The 17475-nt window shown below is 76.1% G+C and carries 13 protein-coding genes; 6 read left to right on the plus strand and 7 right to left on the minus strand.

Annotated elements, in window-relative coordinates:
* Nucleotides 1–8: 8 nt before the first annotated feature.
* From IEY75_RS16175 to IEY75_RS16190, 4 genes are read right to left on the minus strand one after another with little or no spacing between them, the layout of a single operon-like run.
* Nucleotides 9–1256 (minus strand): alanine racemase, encoded by a 1248-nt coding sequence (locus IEY75_RS16175; protein WP_229789769.1) that lies wholly within the window; start codon nt 1254–1256, stop codon nt 9–11.
* The gene (locus IEY75_RS16180; protein WP_229789771.1) at nt 1253–2827 is read right to left on the minus strand and encodes an IucA/IucC family protein; all 1575 of its coding nucleotides are present in this window, start codon (nt 2825–2827) and stop codon (nt 1253–1255) included. Before IEY75_RS16180 ends, IEY75_RS16175 begins: the two co-directional genes overlap by 4 nt.
* Entirely contained in the window at nt 2824–4383 is a 1560-nt protein-coding gene (locus IEY75_RS16185) for an IucA/IucC family protein (RefSeq protein ID WP_189115199.1), read from the minus strand. The genes IEY75_RS16180 and IEY75_RS16185 overlap by 4 nt, the downstream gene beginning before the upstream one ends.
* A complete protein-coding gene (locus tag IEY75_RS16190) occupies nt 4384–5064 on the minus strand; it encodes an SDR family oxidoreductase (protein WP_189115200.1) in 681 nt (226 codons plus the stop codon). It abuts the gene before it with no gap.
* A gap of 186 nt (nt 5065–5250) precedes the next feature.
* On the opposite strand from IEY75_RS16190, the gene IEY75_RS16195 reads away from it, so the two are divergent.
* From IEY75_RS16195 to IEY75_RS16215, 5 genes are all read left to right on the plus strand, one after another.
* The gene (locus IEY75_RS16195) at nt 5251–6798 is read left to right on the plus strand and encodes a sensor histidine kinase (protein WP_189115201.1); all 1548 of its coding nucleotides are present in this window, start codon (nt 5251–5253) and stop codon (nt 6796–6798) included.
* Between the two features lie 304 nt (nt 6799–7102).
* Nucleotides 7103–7789, plus strand: a complete 687-nt coding sequence (locus IEY75_RS16200; protein ID WP_189115202.1) for a hypothetical protein — start codon at nt 7103–7105, stop codon at nt 7787–7789.
* Nucleotides 7786–8565, plus strand: coding sequence for a lysophospholipid acyltransferase family protein (locus IEY75_RS16205; protein WP_189115203.1), 780 nt, complete (start codon nt 7786–7788; stop codon nt 8563–8565). The genes IEY75_RS16200 and IEY75_RS16205 overlap by 4 nt, the downstream gene beginning before the upstream one ends.
* 41 nt (nt 8566–8606) lie before the next feature.
* Entirely contained in the window at nt 8607–9386 is a 780-nt protein-coding gene (locus tag IEY75_RS16210) for a glycerophosphodiester phosphodiesterase family protein (protein WP_189115204.1), read from the plus strand.
* A 2-nt stretch (nt 9387–9388) separates the two neighbouring features.
* Nucleotides 9389–10732, plus strand: coding sequence for an MFS transporter (locus tag IEY75_RS16215; protein WP_229789772.1), 1344 nt, complete (start codon nt 9389–9391; stop codon nt 10730–10732).
* A gap of 10 nt (nt 10733–10742) precedes the next feature.
* Here IEY75_RS16215 and IEY75_RS16220 read toward each other — a convergent pair whose 3' ends face one another.
* Together IEY75_RS16220 and IEY75_RS21320 are read right to left on the minus strand one after the other, a co-directional pair.
* Nucleotides 10743–11666: a tyrosine-type recombinase/integrase gene (locus tag IEY75_RS16220; protein ID WP_373290282.1), complete on the minus strand. Its 924-nt coding sequence runs from the start codon at nt 11664–11666 to the stop codon at nt 10743–10745.
* A 112-nt stretch (nt 11667–11778) separates the two neighbouring features.
* Entirely contained in the window at nt 11779–13386 is a 1608-nt protein-coding gene (locus IEY75_RS21320) for a GGDEF domain-containing protein (protein WP_189115206.1), read from the minus strand.
* Between the two features lie 549 nt (nt 13387–13935).
* On the opposite strand from IEY75_RS21320, the gene IEY75_RS16230 reads away from it, so the two are divergent.
* Complete coding sequence (locus IEY75_RS16230; protein ID WP_189115207.1) at nt 13936–14979, plus strand: hypothetical protein; 1044 nt, start codon at nt 13936–13938, stop codon at nt 14977–14979.
* 292 nt (nt 14980–15271) lie between these two features.
* On the opposite strand, the gene IEY75_RS16235 is transcribed toward IEY75_RS16230, so the two are convergent.
* Nucleotides 15272–17455, minus strand: a complete 2184-nt coding sequence (locus IEY75_RS16235; RefSeq protein ID WP_189115208.1) for an MMPL family transporter — start codon at nt 17453–17455, stop codon at nt 15272–15274.
* Nucleotides 17456–17475 lie beyond the last annotated feature (20 nt).

Raw genomic sequence — 17475 nt, forward strand, 5'->3', positions numbered from 1 at the left:
AACGGCCGCTAGAGGACCACCGTGTCCGGGTGCCGGTGGCGCAGGAAGTCGTGGTGGGAGATGTCCCACCCGTACGCCCCCGCGTCGCCGAACACCAGCACGTCACCCACCCGCACCCGGGCCACCGGCACGTCCCGCGCCAGCACGTCGCGGGGGGTACACAGCTCACCGGCGACCGTCACGGCCGCGTCGCGCACCTGCGGCCGCGGCCACGGGTACGGCCAGTGCGCCACCGGCAGCACCGCGAACGGGTGGCTGTACCCCCAGGCCGCCGGCAGCCGGAAGTGGTGGGTACCGCCGCGCAGCACCGCGAACCACCGCCCGTGCGTCCGCTTCACGTCCAGCACCTCGGCGGCGTACCAGCCGGCACCCGCCGCCAGGTACCGCCCCGGCTCCACCACCAGCTCCGCGCCGGCCGGCAGCGAAGCCGCCGCCGCGGCCAGCCCCGCCCCGAACACCGCCAGGTCGAACCGCGCCCCGCCCGCGTAGTCCACGCCGAGCCCGCCGCCGACGTTCAGGTACTCCAGCCGCAGCCCGTGCGCCCCCGCCAGCGCGCCCGCCCACGCGGCCGTCGCCGTCACGTAGCCGGCGTGCGCGGCCGCGTCCAGGTTGTTCGACACCGCGTGCACGTGCAGCCCGTCCACCGCCAGCCCGGGCGCCGCGGCCGCCACCGCCAGCGCCGCGCCCACGTCCGCCTCGTCGAACCCGAACGGCGTCGCCGCCCCCGCCATCCGGTGGCTGCCGGCCGGCGCGGCCGCGGCCCGGTTCACCCGCAGCGCCACCGGCAGGCCCGGCCCGGCCCGGCCGGCCGTCAGCGCCGCCAGCCGCCGCAGCTCGTGCAGCCCCTCCACGTGCACGCGGGCGCCCGCCGCCGCGGCCGCCGCCAGCGCCGCGTCGGTCTTGGCCGGCCCGCCGAAGGCGATCCGCCCGGCCCCCACCTCCCGGGCCAGCGCCAGCTCCCCGGCCGAGGCCACCTCCAGGCCGTCGACCAGCGCCGCCAGCGCCGCCACCACCCGCCGGTCGCTGTTGGCCTTCACCGCGTACAGCAGCCGCACCCGCGGCGGCAGCACCGCCCGGACCCGGGCCACCGCCGCGGCCAGCGCCGCCCGCCGGTACACGTACGCGCACCGCGGCGCCGGCAGCGCCAGCACCGCCGCCGCCACCTCCGCCGGCACCCCGCCCACCCCCGGCCGGTCTCCCGCCGCCGCGCGGTCCGGTGCCGCGCCGCCCGGCCCGCCACCCGCCGCGGGGTTCACCGGCCGCTCCGGCACAGCGGATTGGACACCGGCACGTACAGATCGCCGCCACCGGCCAGCCGCATCCGCACCAGCGCCTTGTGCGGCACCGTCGGCGCCGTCCACGCCCCGTGGTCGGCCGTACCGCCGGCCAGCCCGTCGACGACCTCCCGCACCCGCGCCCACACCCCGTCCTCGGCCAGCCCGTACGCCCCGCACACCTGCCGCACCAGCTCCGCCAGGTGCGCCTGGAACGCCGTGTAGCAGACCTTCGCCCGCAGCACCGCCACGTCGTCGGTCCCCACGACCGAGTCCGGGTGCAGCGCCACCGACAGGCCCGCCGCCGCCAGCCGCGGCCGGTGCAGCCGCAGCCCCGCCAGATCCCGGAACACCATCCGGTGCGGGACGCCGTCCACGAACGTCGGCAGGCAGTTCTGCAGGTGCGCCTCCAGCCCCACCCCGTACGCCGTGGCCAGCCGCAGCACCGGGGCCAGCAGCAGCTCCGCGTACGCGGCCAGCCACGCCGCGGCCGCCGCGGGCCCGTCGGCCGCGCCGCCCCGCCGCGCGTACGCCGCCACCAGCCGCGCCGCGGCCGGCCGCCCCGCCGCGTCGGGGACCGCCAGCGCCGTCGCCGGCCACACCGCCTCGCCCGGCTCCAGCCGCCCCGCCAGCGGCTCCCGCAGGATCGCCGACGCCGCCCGCCCGTCGCCGACCCCCGGCGCGGCGGCCGCCGCCGGCTCCCGCAGCAGCAGCGCCCGCGCCCCCGCCGCGTCCCGGCCCAGCACCTCCTCCAGCAGCGCCGAGATCCCCGGGCCGTTCGCGGCGCTCGCGGGCGAGATCGTCCGCCGGGTCGAGGTGATCAGGACGTCCAGGGACAGCTTCAGGTAGGCCGGCGGCCCGTCGAGCAGCAGGGTGCGCACCGCCAGCGTCGCCGTCGCCCCGATCCGCCCGTCGAGCAGCCGCACCCCGTCGGGCCGGCAGCGGCGCAGCCGCTCCCACTGCCAGGCGTGCACCGGCTGGACGACGTGGCCCGGCGGCGCCGCCGGGACCTGCGGGCGGGTGGCCCGCAGCAGGGCACCCAGGTCGTCGCCGCGGTGCGCCGCCGCCGGGACGGCGACGAAGCCGACCGCCGTCCCCGGCCCCTCCAGGTCGTGGGCCAGGACGTCGGCCGCGGACCAGCCCAGCCGGGTCCGCCCGCAGGGGTGCAGGTTGTGCCCCTCGGTCGCCGACCGCTCGGCGGCCGCCACCGCCGCGTCCGGCCCCGCCGCCGGCGGCGGCCCGCCCGGCGCCCGGGCGTAGGCGACGGCCTGGTTGACCACCGCGTCCTCCAGTTCGGCCGCGAGCCCCGCCGCGCCGGGCGGCAGCAGCGCCGCGAACGGCACGTCCGGCGCGTCGTCGAACGTGACGTGCCCGAAGCCCGACCACCGCCCCCGCGCCCCGTACCGCTCCCGCGCGTCGCCGACGTCCTCGCGCACCAGCGCGGCCAGCAGCCGCCGCCGGACCGTCGCCGCCGCCCGCGGCAGCGCCGCCGCGACCGCGTCCGCCAGCTCCGGCGCGGCGGCGTGCAGCCCCCCGCCGACCGTCGTGGTCACCACGGCCCCTCCCATCCGTACGGCATCCGCGCCCACTGGTTGGCCAGCGGCGCGTCCGCCAGCCGCATCGCCGTCGTCGCCTTCACCGGCAGCGGCGCCGCCCGCCACGCCGCCTCGTCGGCGGCCGCGCCCGGCACCCCGGCGAACGCCGCGGCCAGCGCCGCCGACACCGCCGCCCAGCAGCGCTGGGGCGCGGCGTACCGCCCGAGGACCGCCACCAGCTCGCCGACGACCACCCCCACGGCCGCCGCCAGCGTGGTGCGCAGCTCGTCGGCGTCCTCGCACCACAGGTCGCCGCGCAGCGGCGGCACCTCCAGGCCGGCCGCCCGCAGCCGCGCCGCCGACACCCGCACCCCGCCGAAGTCCCGGTAGTACACCCGCACCGGCCGCCCCCCGGCCAGCGCCACGAGCGTGTTCTGCCCGTGCGCCTCCAGCGCCACCCCGGCGTGCAGCAGCGCCACCAGCGGCGGCAGCAGCACCTCCAGCAGCGCGGCCAGGAACGCCACCGGGTCCCCGCCGTACCCCGCGGCCGCCGCCTGTACCGCCAGCGGCGGCCGCCCCGCCGCCCCGTCGGCGCACAGCGACCCCAGCGGCAGCACCACCTCGCCCGGCCGGCGGCGCGGCCCGACCCGCCGCAGGTAGGCCAGCGACGGCACCGGCGCCCCGTCGGCGCAGGCGGCGCCGCCGCCGACCTCCGCCAGTACCCGCAGGCCCGGCAGCCGCCCCGCCAGGCCGCCCAGCAGCGCCCCCAGCAGGGGGCCGTTGTGCAGCGCCGCCGCCGACACCCGCCGCACGGCACTGGTCATCTGCACGTCTAGCGCGAGCTTCAGGTGCGTACCGTCGCCCGCCGCCACCGTCCGCAGCGACATCAGCGGCCGCGTCGCGGCCACCCGGCCCGTCGGCCGCAGCCAGGGGTACGCCCCGACCAGCGCCGCGGCCTGCCACGGGTGCAGCGGCAGCTCCGGCGGCGACCCGGTCGGACTCCACCAGCGGCCCGCCGGCACCGTCCACCAGCGCACCGGGACGACCGGCCGGTGCTCGGGGGCGTACGCCCGCACCTGGGCCCGGCTCATCCCGGTCCGCGTCCGGCAGCCGGGGTGCAGGGGGTGCCCGGCGACCGCCACCTGCTCACCCAGCACCGCCGCCGCGTCCGCGGGCAGGGCGGCCAGCGCCGCCAGCGTCGGCGGCGGCGGCGCGTGGGCGTACGCGTCGGCGAGGTTCGCGGCGCTGTCGGCCAGCTCCGCGGCGAACCGCGCCCGCCGCTGTGGCGGCACCGGCAGCGCCGCCACCAGCGCCGCCGCGTCCTCGTACCGCCGCCCCCCGCAGTCCCGCACCGCCAGGCCCGGCCCGGCCCGCGCGAACGGCGCCAGCGCCGGACCGGCCAGCACCCGCCCGTCGGCCAGCCGCACCCGCGCCGCCGACCCCGCCACCTCGACACCCGCCACACCCGGGCAGGGCTCGCGCAGCAGCGCCGACCACAGCCGCCCCAGCACCGCCGCCCGCGCCCGCGGCCCCTCCGGCGAACCGCCCGCGGCCGCCGCCCCGGCGGGCGCCACTCAGCCGAGCCCGGGGCGGATCGTCACCTCGGTCAGGTGCGCCTCCACCGGCAGGTCCAGTGCCGTGCGCACCGCGGCCGCCACCGCGGCGGGCTGGATCCACCGGCCCGGGTCGTACTCCCGGCCCTCCTGGGCGTGCACCGCGGCCTGCATGGCGGTGGCGGTGCGCCCCGGGTACACGGTGGTGACCCGCACCCCGTGTGCCGCCTCCTCCGCGCGCAGCGCGTCGGCCAGCGCCCGCAGGCCGAACTTGCTCGCCGCGTAGGCGCTCCAGCCCGGCCCGGCGTGCAGCCCGGCGCCGGAGTTGAGGAACACCACGTGGCCACGGGCGGCGCGCAGGGCCGGCAGCGCGAGCCGGGTGAGGACGGCCGGGCCGGTGAGGTTGACGGCCAGGGTCCGCTCCCACACCGCGGCGTCGGCGTCGGCGACCGGCCCGAGCGCCACGACACCGGCGCAGTGCACGAGCACGTCCAGCCTCGGTGGCAGGCCGTCCGCGCTGAGCGTGCCGGGGTCGCCGAGGTCGGCCGGGAGGACCCGCGCCCCGGGCAGCCGCCCGGCCAGCTCGCGCAGCCGGTCGGGGTCCCGGCCGCCGAGGACCAGCCGGTCGCCGCGGGCGGCGAGATTCTCGGCGACGGCGGTGCCGATGCCGCCGGTGGCGCCCGTGATCAGGGTGGTCCGCATCCGCAGATCGTAGCGACCGGACTGTCGTCCTAGGACGCCTGGCGCATGTGGCGCACGTCTCCCCGGAAGGGGTCAAGGTGAGGGACGACGCCCCGGCGTTACCCCCCTTGTAGTCGCCCTTAAATACCTGTTTTGCCGTTTACGTGGGTCTACGGTTGAGTTGTCGCCATTGCCTGGGAGGTTGCGATGCCCGATCTGTCGTCGAAGCTGCGCGGTGACCACGGGCAGCTCCCGGAGTTGCTGGACAGTCTCGGTTTGCCCGCGGTGGGCTGCGGACGGCACGGGCAGGCCTCGTGGGCGAACGCGCACGCCCGTCAGCTCTTCGACGTGCCTGGGCGGCCGAGGTCGGCTGACCTGATGCGGGGCTGGGGCGTCTGGCGCGACGCCGACGGTGAGCCGTTGACGGACGAGCAGATGCCGCTGGCGCGGGTGTTGGCCGGCGAGAGTGTCCAGGGCATGGAGGTGGTGATCAAACCACCTGGCGCGGCGGCGCGGTTCTTCCTCGCCAGTGGTCGGAGCCTGGGCGACAGCGATCCGGGCGGCGGCGAGGCGCTGGTGGTCTTCAACGAGGTCACCGCGAGGCGGCGGATGGACCAGATCAGCGCCTGCCAGCGGCGGGTCGGCGAGTTGCTGAGCGCTCGTGATCCGGTGGAGCAGATCCTGCCCGAGGTGCTGGACACCATCGGAACGGCGCTGGACTGGGCCGCCGGGGAGTTCTGGGTGGTGGACTTCGTGGGCAAGGTGCTGCGCCGGCAGGTCCTGTGGGACCCCCGCGGTCAGCTGCCGGCCGGCAGCAACGAACAGCTACGCCGCGGTGAGGGGCTTCCCGGGCAGGCCTGGCAACGAATCAGTCCGGTGTGGGCCCATGACCTACGCACCCACGCCGGCAGCTCCACCCAGACGGTGGACTGGGCGGGTCTGCAGGCGGGCCTGGCCGTCCCGGTGCCCAGCGGCAGCATCGTGATCGCGATCATCGTGCTCTACAGCGCCAGCCCCGAGGACAGCGCGGACACCCGCGCGGCGCTGCTGCCCGCGCTGGCGGGCATGATCGGACAGATGCTGGAGCGGCGCCGCGCCGAACGCCTCGACACGGAGCTGGACCAGAGCCGGGTCGAGTTCATCAACCTGATCGGGCACGAGGTACGAACCCCACTGACAGCCATCGAGTCGTGCACCGACCTGCTCGCCCAGGACCCGCGGCTGGCAGACGACCAGGATGAACTCCTGACCGTGATGCAGCGCAACACCAAGAACATGCACTCCATGATCGACAAGCTGCTGGACATGGCGGCCCTGCGCGCCGGGGACACCACCGTCGCCCGACTACCGGTGAACCTGACCGCGATCTGCCGCGACACGGCGCGATCGGCGCAGGCGGCGGGTCTCTCCGTGGACCTCAACACCCCTGCCGACGACGTGATCCTCGACGGCGACGCCGCCCGCCTACGACAGGTCATCGACGAACTGGTGCACACCACCGCCGATACCGGTGGCGTCGGGCTGAACCTGCGGACCGACAGTCTGAGCACGGTGCTCACGGTGACCGCCGAGCGGGCGACCGGTGCGGCCCACGCCCCCGGCCCCGGCGTCCCGGGCACCGCCCTCGGGTTCACCCTCATCCGGGCCATCGTCGAAGCACACGACGGCGACGTGACCCTCAACGACAACACCGACCCCGTAACCACCTACACGATCCGACTCCCGACCCACCGGCCCGCCAGCGTCAGGCCCTGAGCGAACGGCGGCCGCCACGCCCCGTCCTCGCCCCCGGAACGAGCCGGTAGACACGACGACCCTCCCGACAACCACCTACAGGGCATCAAACTCGACCTATTGTCCTAGGATGCCCTACACGGTGTGCTCCGCACACCCGAAGAACCAACAAGGTGCTTCGCACCGACCATCAGAAATTTGCGTAGCGGACCAGCGTCGCCGTCGAATCCGATCACGCGGGTACGGGCGCGTCGTCCGGCCTGTCGGTCCGGGGTGCTATGAAGCTGTCACCTGTTCTGACGTACGTACGAGATGAGGTTCCACGATGGCGACGCGCGTAGACGCCGGCCTGACCGCCGACGATCTGGACACCCTGCGGTCGGCCCTGGCGGCCGGGCGCCGGCCGAAGGTGATGTTCACCGAGGCCGCCGGGCAGATTGTCGGCCAGTTCGGCCAGGTCGCCGCGGTGGAGGAGGCCGACGGCGAGACGACGGTGGTGGTCCGCTTCGGCCGCGACGAGCTGCCGTTCACCCCCGCCGACGTCGTGATCCCGCCGCGGGGCGCGGCCTCGGCGGCGAAGAAGGCCGCGGGCGCCCCGGTGACCGAGCAGGCGGCCCCGCCGGCGCCGTCGGGCCCGCCGCTGCTGCCGCCGGCGCCCCGGGCGGCCCCGCCAGCGCCGGCTGCCGGGCCGGAGGCGGCCGAGGTGCGGCCGCGGCGGCCGAAGGCGGCGAAGGTGAAGCCGGCGGCGGGTGTCACGGTGACGCTGTCGTATGTGGAGGGTGAGTGGTCGGTGGCGGCGGCGGCGGGTTCGCGGACGCTGGCCAGGCCGTGTGCGGTGCGGGCGGCGGAGGCGCTGCGGGTGGTGCGGCTGCTGGACGTGCCGGCGCTGTCGGAGGCGGTGGAGCAGATCGTCGCGGCGGAGCGGTCGCGGGCGCAGGAGCGGGCGGAGCGGCTGCGGGCGGAGTTGGCGGAGGTGGAGGCGCGGCTGGCGGAGTTGCCGGCGGGGGCGTGAGCGGGCCGGCGTCGCCGGCCGGTGCGTCGCGGGCGTGGCGGGCGGCGGTGGTGCTGGCGCGGCTGGCGGTGGCGTCGGTGGGTCGGCTGCGGGTGTCGGGGGCGGTGCCGCCGGGCCTGCGGTCGGGTCCGCTGCTGCTGGCGGCGAACCATGTGGGGCCGGCGGATCCGGCGGTGCTCGTGGCGGCGGCGGCGCGGGTGGGGCTGGCGCCGCGGATCATGGCGACGGCGGGGGTGTTCCGGGCGCCGGTGCTGGGTTGGTTGATGCGCCGGGCGGGTCACGTGCGGGTGGAGCGGCGGTCGGCGGCGGTGCGGGAGTCGCTGGCGGCGGCGGGTGCGGTGCTGGCGGCCGGGCACGTGGTGCTGGTGTACCCGGAGGGGCGGATCGGCCTGGATCCGGGTTTGTGGCCGGAGCGGGGTAAGACGGGTACGGCGCGGTTGGCGCTGCGCACGGGGGTGCCGGTGGTGCCGGTGGCGCAGTGGGGGGCGCACGAGCTGCTGCCGTACGGGGTGCCGCGGCGGCTGCTGCGGACGCTGGGTCGGGCGGTGTGGCGCCGGCCGGTGCTGCGGGTGCACTTCGGCGGGCCGGTGGACCTGTCGGGTCTGTCCGAGGGGGATGCGGTGGAGGCGACGGAGCGGATCGTGGCGGCGATCGCGGGGGACCTGGTGCCGTTGCGGGCGGCGGAGCCGGTCCGGCCGGCGTGGGTGGACCGGACGCGGCCGGTGAGTGCGGCGCGTTCGCGGCGGGCGGGCGACGGCGGCGTGTCCGGTCGGTGAGGCGCCGCGTGTCGGCGGCGGGTGGGGCGATACTGCGGGGCATGGCCGTGGATGGTGGGTTTCTGGACGCACCGCTGCCGTTGGCGTTCGCGCACCGGGGCGGTGTGGTATCGGCGCGGGCGGCGGGGTTGCCGGAGAATTCGGCGGCGGCGTTCGCGGCGGCGGTGGCGGCGGGCTACCGGTATGTGGAGACGGATGTGCACGCCACGGCGGACGGGGTGCCGGTGGTGTTCCACGACGCGTCGCTGTGGCGGGTGGCGGGGGTGCGGGGCCGGTTGTCGCGGCTGCGGTGGGCGGATGTGCGGTCGCTGCGGGTGGGCGGGGAGCCGGTGGTGCCGCGGTTGGCGGACGTGCTGGGGGCGTGGCCGCGGGTGCGGTTCAACGTGGATGTGAAGTCGGCGGCGGTGGTGGGGCCGGCGGTGGCGGCGGTGCGGGCGGCGGGGGCGCAGCGGCGGGTGTTGTGGGCGTCGTTCTCGGATGCGCGGCTGGCGGCGGTGCGGCGGCTGGCGGGGCCGGGGGCGGTGACGTCGCTGGGGGTGCGGTCGGTGGGGCGGCTGCGGGTGGCGGCGGTGCGGGGTTGGCGGGTGCGGCTGCCGGCGTCGGTGGTGGCGGCGCAGGTGCCGGTGTCGTTCTTCGGGGTGCCGGTGGTGGGTCGTCGTTTCGTGGAGTACGCGCACGGTCTGGGCCTGCAGGTGCACGTGTGGACGGTGGACGACCGGCGGTCGATGGAGTGGCTGCTCGACCTGGGGGTGGACGGGATCATGACGGACCGGTTGGACGTGCTGCGGGACGTGTTGGCGGGGCGGGGGCTGTGGGTGTGAGCGTGCTGGGGTACGCGGACCGGCGGGAGCGGGTCGGCTGGTACTTCTACGACGTGGCGAACTCGGCGTTCTACACGTCGGTGGTGACGGTGTTCCTGGGGCCGTACCTGACGGCGGTGGCGAAGGAGGCGGCGGGCTGCGCGGAGGGCGGCTGCGCGGGCCGGTCGGTCGGGGTGCTGGGGTTGTCGGTGGCGCCGGAGTCGCTGTTTCCGTACACGGCGTCGCTGTCGGTGTTCCTGACGGTGTTCGTGCTGCCGGTGGTGGGGGCGGTGGCGGACCGGTCGGCGCGCAAGAAGCAGTTGATGGCGGCGTGCGCGTACGTGGGGGCGGCGGCGACGGCGGGGATGCTGTTCCTGACCGGTGACCGGTACCTGCTGGGTGCGGGCCTGTTCGTGGTGGCGAACGTGGCGTTCGGGGCGAGTGTGGTGGTGTACCACTCGTTCCTGCCGCAGTTGGCGGGGCCGGACGAGCGGGACGCGGTGTCGAGTGTGGGGTGGGCGTTCGGGTTCGGCGGCGGCGGGGTGCTGCTGGCGTTGAGTGTGGTGGCGGTGCTGTCGGCGGACTCCTGGGGGCTGTCCACGGGCGAGGTGGCGCGGTACTGCATCGTGGCGGCGGGGGTGTGGTGGGCGGCGTTCACGACGGTGCCGCTGGTGCTGCTGCGCAACCGCCCGCCGTCGGCGGGCCCGGCGCGCGGCAATCTGGTGGCGGACAGTTTCCGGCAGTTGTGGGCGACGCTGCGGTCGCTGAAGGGGTATCCGCTGACGCTGTTCTTCCTGATCGCCTACCTGGTGTACAACGACGGCATCCAGACGGTGATCGCGATGTCGTCGGTGTACGGGGTGGAGGAGCTGGGGCTGTCCGACGACGTGCTGGTGCCGACGATCCTGATGGTGCAGTTCCTGGCGCTGGGCGGGGCGCTGGGGATGGGGTGGCTGGCGCGGCGGATCGGGGCGTGGAAGACGATCCTGCTGTCGCTGGTGCTGTGGTCGGCGACGGTGGTGGCGGCGTTCTTCCTGCCGCGGGGCGAGGCGGTGCCGTTCGTGGTGCTGGGCGGCGCGATCGGGGTGGTGCTGGGCGGTTCGCAGGCGCTGTCGCGGTCGCTGTTCTCGCAGCTCATCCCGGCGGGCCGGGAGGGCGAGTACTTCGGCCTGTACGAGATTTCCGACAAGGGGACGAGCTGGCTGGGGCCGCTGCTGTTCGGCCTGGCGATCCAGACGACGGACTCCTACCGGGTGGCGCTGCTGTCGCTGATCGCGTTCTTCGTGGTGGGGTTCGTACTGCTGGCGGCGGTGCCGGTGCGGCGGGCGATCGTGGCGGCGGGCAACACCCCGCCGCGGGTGCTGTAGCGGGGGCGGGTCAGCCGCCGCGGCGGGCGCGGGCGGCCCAGAGGACGTAGGCGGGGTCCCGGTCGAGGTTGTGCCGGTCGCGGTCGTAGCGGCGGGTGGTGCGCGGGTCGGCGTGGCCCATGGCGTCCTGGACGTCCTCCAGGGGTACGCCCTCGTCGCGGGCGGCGGTGGCGAAGGCGTGCCGCAGCGAGTGCGGGGACAGGTGCGCCCAGTGGGGGATGCCGGCGCTGCGGGCGAGGGTGCGGATGAGCCGGAACACGGCGTGCCGGTCGAGTCGCCGCCCGGTCCGGGTGGTGAGCAGCGGCCCGGTGAGGGAGTCGGCGCGGACTCCGGCGATCTGGGCGCGCTGGGTGAGGTAGTCGTCAACGGCAGCGGCGCAGCCGGGGGTGAGGGCGCGGCGCCGGTGGTGGCCGCCTTTGCCGGTGAACCGGATGCTGCGGTGGCCGCGCTCGGTGGTCAGGTCCTCGCAGTTCAGGGAGGTGAGTTCGCCGACGCGCAGGCCGAGGTCGGCGAGCAGGGTGATGGCGGCGCGGGTGCGGGCGGCGGTGGGTCCGAGGCACTGGCGGGCGGAGTGCAGGACGGCGTCGACCTCGTCGGCGGACAGGCCGACGGTGGCGGAGTGGTCGCGGTGCAGGCGGGGCCGGTCGGCGGCGGAGACGGGGTTGACGGCGACGGCGCCGACGCGGTGCAGGAACGTGTACCAACTCGACAGGGCCGACAGTTTGCGGGCCACGGTCGCGGGGGTCAGAGGCTTGCCGGTGCGCGGGTCCAGGGTCGCCTCCAGCTCCCGGGCGTACGCGTTGACGTGCAGGAACGTCGCGGCCCGCGGGTCGAGTGCGTGCTGGGCGCACCAGTGCAGCCAGCCGGTGAGGTCCCGCCGGTACGCGGCGCGGGTGTGCGGGGACAGCCGCCGGTTGTGCAGCCACGCCTCCAGTACGTCGGCGGGTGTGGCACCGGCGAGCGCCGCCGCGGTGCCGGCGAGCGCCGCCGCGGTGCCGGCGAGTGCGGCGGGGATGGCGGGGACGTTGTCGGGCACGGTGGGGAATCTACCGGGCGGGGACGGGTGCGCCGTCGAGGCAGGTCTGGTTCCGGCCGCGGTTCTTGGCGGTGTACAGGTGGGTGTCGGCGGCGGCGAGGAGCTGGGCGGCGCTGTGCCGCCGGCAGGTGGCGGCGCCGATGCTGACGGTGACGGGCAGGGTGCCGGTCAGGGGCGGCCAGTAGTAGTGGGCGACGGCCTGGCGGAGGTTGTCGAGGGTGTCGGTGGCCCGGCCGGGGCTGTGGTCGCGGAGGACGAGGAGGAATTCCTCGCCGCCGACGCGGGCGGCGAAGCCGTCGGTGTCGGCGGCGACGGCGGTGGTGAGGATGGCGGCGACGGTGACGAGGACCCGGTCGCCGATCTGGTGGGAGAGGGTGTCGTTGATCTGTTTGAAGTGGTCGAGGTCGACGAGTGCGGCGGTGAGGTTGTCGGGGTGCTGGCGGACGAGGTGGGGGAGTTCCTCGTCGGTGTATCGGCGGTTGCGCAGGCCGGTGAGGGGGTCGCGGCGGGCCTGTTCGCGGAAGCGTTCGGCGTCGGCGCGGGCTTCGGCGGTTTCGAAGAGGACCTGGCGGGTGCGGGCCTGGGCTTCGCGGTGGCCGGACATGAGGTCGCGGTCGGCGAGGTGGTGGGCTTTGAGGTTCTCCCAGGCGGCCTGCCAGTGGCCGCGGGCGGCGTGGAGTTCGGATTGTTCGTAGAGCTGGCGGGCGTGGGCCCAGCCGAGGCCGCGGCGTAGGCACAGGTCGCGGCACCGGTCGAGGCTGCGTTGGGCGTCGTCGTGGTCGCCGAGGTGGCGTTGGGCGCGGGCGAGGGTGAGCAGGAGGTCGGCGAGCGCGTCGGCCTGTTCCCAGCCGTCGGCGCCGTAGGTGGTGATGGCGTGTCGGGCGGCGGTGGCGGCTTTGGTGTAGTTGCCGGCGGCGAGGTGGACGTTGGCGATGGTGTCCAGGTAGGGGGAGTGGCTGTCGAGGTTGATGCCGGCGGCGGCGGCGACGGTGCGCATCCGGGCGGCGGCGGTGGCGGCGTGGTCGAGGGCGCCGGAGTCCAGTTCGGCGCTGGCGAGGTTGTTGAGGATCATGACGCGGAGTTGGTGGTCGTGGTGGGCGGCGGCGATCTGTTCGGCCTGGTGGAAGCGGGCGCGGGAGGGTGCGGGGTCGGCGCCGCCGCGGGTGGCGTCGCCGAGCATCATCAGCGGGTAGGCGCGTTGGCGGGCGGTGGCGTCCTCGGGGAGGGTTTCGACGCAGCGGACGGCGTGTTCGAGGAAGCCGGCGTTGTCGCCGATGCTGCGCAGGAGCAGGGCGAGGAGGCGGTGGCTGCGGGCGGTGAGGTGGGGGTGGCGGTGTTCGGTGGCCCACCGGTTGACGGTCCACAGGACGGGGGCGGCGGCGGCGCTGTCGCCGCGGCGGTGCCGGACGTCGGCCTGGATGAGGCGGGCGCGCAGGGCGAGGGCTTCGTCGCCGGTGGCGTGGGCGGCGGCTTCGATGCGGCGGGCGTCGCGCTGCCAGCGGTCCAGGTCGAAGCCGAGGTCGTCTTCGATGGTTTCGAGCTGGCGGTGCAGGGCGGCGGTGTCGGGTTGCGGGCATGGCGGGGGCGGCGTCGGTGGACGCGGTTCGGGTCCCGTCATGGCGCCTCCGTCGGCGTGGATGTCCGGGACGATACCGCGGTGTCCGGTTCGGCAGGAGGGGTTGCGTTGGGTCGGTGCGGGGTCGGTTGTCGGGTTGGGGGTGGGCCGGTGCGGGTGGTGGGCTGGCTGGTTGGACGGCAACCGGGTCGCAACCGGGGGGCGCTCGCCTCGCACTCGGGCGCCTGTTAGCTGAGTCACATCGGCGGTTCGCGGTGGGGGAGGCTCGGATGGTGGGGTTGCAGGAGAACGTGGTGGCGCAGGCGCTGTTCCTGTCGGATCTGCAGCCGTCGGCGTGCCCGGACGCCGCGGCGGTGTGGGGTGCGGTGGAGCGGGCGCTGGCGCGGTACGGCAGCGAGGGGTGCGGTCCGGCGGTGGCAGGGGAGTACGGGAGCGGGGCGAGTCGGCGGCGTCGCGGATGCGGTGGGCGCGGCGGCTGGTCGCCGACTGCCGGCCGGTGGCCGCCTGAGCGGGTGCCGGTGTCGGCGAGTGCCTGTCTGGTCGGCCTGGCCCTGTCTAGGGTGCCTTAAGGTCTGATGATGGGGGCGCGACATGGGTGAGCGGCGGGTGGCCCGCATCGGGGGCCGGATTCTTCCCTCGTACCGGTTCGATCTGATTTCTGCCCTGCTGGGCCTGTGGATGTTCGTCGGGCTGCTGCTGGATGCGTGGGCGCACAGCATCTACGGCGTGGAGTCGTTCTTCACGGCCTGGCACGCGGTCCTGTACACCGGTTTCCTGGCGACGAGCGCCTGGCTGGGGTGGGCGGTCCTGCAGCCGATGCTGGCCGGCGCGCGCGGCCTCCAGGCGGTGCCGTACGGCTACGCCCTGGCGGTGGCGGGGCTGGTCCTGTTCGGCGTCTGCGCGGTCGCGGACCTGGTCTGGCACGAGATCTTCGGCATCGAGAACGGCTTCGACGTCCTGTTCAGCCCCTCCCACCTGGGGTTGATCACCGGCGGGGTCCTCATCGGTACGGGTCCGGTGCGGTCGCGGTGGGGCCGCGGGGTGGGCCGGGGGCTGCGGGTGGAGTTCCCGCTGCTGCTGGGGTTGACGCTGAGCGTGATGCCGGTGTTCATGTTCCTGGAGTACGGCGACGCCCTGGTGTGGGATCCGCGGGCCGTCGTGGAGGTCCTGTCGGTGCGCCCCGACTTCGGCCCGAACACCCGCGGGACCAGCGCGTTCTCCGCCGCCGTGGTGATCACCACGCTGATGCTGCTGGGTCCGCTGCTGATGCTCTCGCGCCGCGGTCCGGTCCCGCCGGGCGCCGCGGTCGGGGTGTACGCGACGGCGACGCTGGTGCAGGTCTCCGTCACCGGCGCCGCGTTCCCCCACGTCAAGATCGCCACTGTGGTCGCGGGGGTCCTGGTGGAGGTGCTGCTGTACTGGTGCCGGCCCACCTACCTGCGCCCGCACGCCACCGTCGGGTTCGCCGCGGCCGCCGCGTTGGGGACGTGGGTGGTGGTGTTCGCGGCGATGTACGTGCCGGAGCGGTTCCCGCGGGTCCCCGAGTACTGGGCGGGTCTGCCGTTCATCGCGGTCGCCGTCGCCGTGCTCCTCGCCCTGCTGGTCACCGCCCCCAGCCCGCCGCGCCGCCGCTGAGGCGCGGGAAAAGCGGTTGTCGGCGGGGCCGCGGCGGCGGCAGAGTGCGGCCATGCTGCCTGCCGAGGTGACCGCGTTGCCAGCCGAGGTGACCGCCTACTACCAGGCCGGCGGCGAGCGCCACCGGCTCGACCGCGGCGTCGGCCGCTGGGAGTTCCTGCGCACGTGGGACGTCCTGGGCCGGGTCCTGCCGCGGCGCGCCGCGGTCCTCGACGTGGGCGGGGCGACCGGCCGGTACGCGGCGCCGCTGGCGGCCGCCGGCCCCGCCCTCCGGCGGCCGGCCCGGTTCCGCTCAGGCGTCGGCGGTCACCGGTTCCCGCGCCGCGGTGGCGGCGCCGCGCCGCAGGGCCGCGCCCTCCACGTCCAGGACCGGCAGCCAGGACAGCGCCCGCGGCAGCCGCCACGCCCGCGCGCCCAGCAGCGCCAGCGCCGCCGGCACCGCCACCATCCTGACCACGATCGCGTCGAACGCGATGCCCGTGGCCAGCGCGAACCCGATCGGTTTGATCGCCGCGTCGCCGTCGGGCACGAACCCGGCGAACACCGCGAACATGATCGTCGCCGCGGCCACCACCACCGGCGCGGCCTGCCGGAACCCGGTCACGATCGCGTCCCGGGGCCCGGCCCCGTGCGCGTGCGCCTCGTGCATCCGGGCGACCAGGAACACCTGGTAGTCCATGGCCAGGCCGAACAGGATCCCCACGATGATGATCGGCGACAGGCTCATCAGCGGCCCGGTCGCCCCGGCATCGACGACGTCGGCCAGCCACCCCCACTGGAACACCGCCGTCGTCGCGCCCAGCGTCGCCCCGATCGTCAGCAGGAAACCCAGCACCCCGACCACGGGCACCCACACCGACCGGAACACGAGGACCAGCAGGACGAACGCCAACCCGACCACCAGCGCCAGGTACACCGGCAGCGCCTCGCGCAGCTTCTGCGACACGTCGATGCTCACCGCGGTCGTCCCCGTGACGTACACGCGGGCGCCGTCGGTGTCGGCGACCTGGGCGCGCAGCGCGTGCACCAGGTCACTGGTCGCCGCCGAGTCCGCCGCTTCGACCGGCACGACTGTGATCAACGCCGCGGCGGCGCCGCGCGGCGCCGGCCGCGGGGGCAGCGCCACCGCCACCCCGGGCAGGGCGGCCACCTGCTCCCGGACCGCGGCCGCGCGGGCCGCCGCACCGGCGCCGTCGACGAGGACCAGCAGCGGGCCGGCCGTGCCCGGCCCGAACCGGTCGGCGATGATCGCCGCGGCGCGGGCCTCGGTGCTGCCCGGCACCGGCCGCGGGTTCAGCGCCGTGCGCATCGACAGGACCGGTACGGCCACCACCGCCAGGACCGCCACCGCCGCCAGCAGGCTCGCCCACCGGTACCGGGTGACGGTGTGCGCCCAGCGCAGGTAGAAGCCGGGGCCGGTGTCCGCGGCGCTCGCGGTGCCGGGTGCGATGCGGCGGGCGCGGCGGGGCAGGGCCCGGACGCCGACGAAGCCGAGGATGGCCGGTACCAGGGTGACGGCGACGAGGACGGAGATGATGATGGTCGCGGCGGCGGCGAGGCCCATCTCGGTGAGGAACGGGATGCCGGCGACGGCGAGGCCGGCGAGCGCGATGACGACGGTCAGGCCGGCGGTGACGACGGCGGAGCCGGCCGTGCCGACGGCGAGCGCGGCGGCGTCGGGGACGGGTTGGCCGGCGCGCAGTTCGTGGCGGAAGCGGGTGACGATGAACAGGGCGTAGTCGATGCCGACGGCCAGGCCGAGCATGACGGCCAGGACGGGGGTGGTGGACTGCAGCGGGGTGAAGCCGCTGAGCGCGGTGATGCCGAGGGCGCCGATGCCGACGCCGACGGCGGCGGTCAGCAGGTTCATGCCGGCGGCGAGCAGGGAGCCGAAGGTGACGGCGAGGACGATGAGGGCGACGAGGACGCCGACGGCCTCGGCTGGTCCGCCGACGGCGCCGGAGGTGTCCAGGACCGCGCCGCGGACCTCGACGGTGAGGCCGCCGGTGCGGGCCTGGGCGACGGTGTCGCGCAGGGCCTGCCGCTGGGCGGCGGTGACCTCCCGGGCGGGGGCGGCGTAGGTGACGGTGCTGTAGGCGGCGCGCTGGTCGGGGGAGATCGTGGGGGTCTGCGGGGCGAGCGGGTCGGTGGCCGAGGCGACGCCGGGCAGGCGCCGCAGCCGGTCGACGATGCCGGCGACGGCCGCGGCGGCGGGGGGTGCGGTGACCCGGGTGTCGCCGGGGGCCTGGATGACGACCTGGGCGGAGCCGGCGGTGGCGGTGTCGCCGAACCGGTCGGTCATCAGGTCCAGGGCGACGGTCGACTCCTGCCCGGGGATCTTGAACGAGGACACGGTCGGCCCGGACAGGGTCGCCGCGCCCACCCCGCTGGCCAGGAGCAGCCCCAGCCACAGCGCGGTGACCAGGACCCGGTGCCGGACGCAGGCCAGTCCGAGCCGGTGTAGCAGTCGTGCCATGGCAGGTACTCCCGTGGGAC

This window comes from Pilimelia terevasa (assembly GCF_014647915.1).
Classification (GTDB): Bacteria; Actinomycetota; Actinomycetes; order Mycobacteriales; family Micromonosporaceae; genus Pilimelia; species Pilimelia terevasa.

Bases quoted from the DNA above. Each gene is read 5' to 3' on its own strand.
- IEY75_RS16190 (WP_189115200.1), bottom strand. From the start codon at position 5,064: ATGCGGACCACCCTGATCACGGGCGCCACCGGCGGCATCGGCACCGCC.
- IEY75_RS16195 (WP_189115201.1), top strand. From the start codon at position 5,251: ATGCCCGATCTGTCGTCGAAGCTGCGCGGTGACCACGGGCAGCTCCCG.
- IEY75_RS16200 (WP_189115202.1), top strand. From the start codon at position 7,103: ATGGCGACGCGCGTAGACGCCGGCCTGACCGCCGACGATCTGGACACC.
- IEY75_RS16210 (WP_189115204.1), top strand. From the start codon at position 8,607: ATGGCCGTGGATGGTGGGTTTCTGGACGCACCGCTGCCGTTGGCGTTC.
- IEY75_RS21320 (WP_189115206.1), bottom strand. From the start codon at position 13,386: ATGACGGGACCCGAACCGCGTCCACCGACGCCGCCCCCGCCATGCCCG.
- IEY75_RS16230 (WP_189115207.1), top strand. From the start codon at position 13,936: ATGGGTGAGCGGCGGGTGGCCCGCATCGGGGGCCGGATTCTTCCCTCG.
- IEY75_RS16235 (WP_189115208.1), bottom strand. From the start codon at position 17,455: ATGGCACGACTGCTACACCGGCTCGGACTGGCCTGCGTCCGGCACCGG.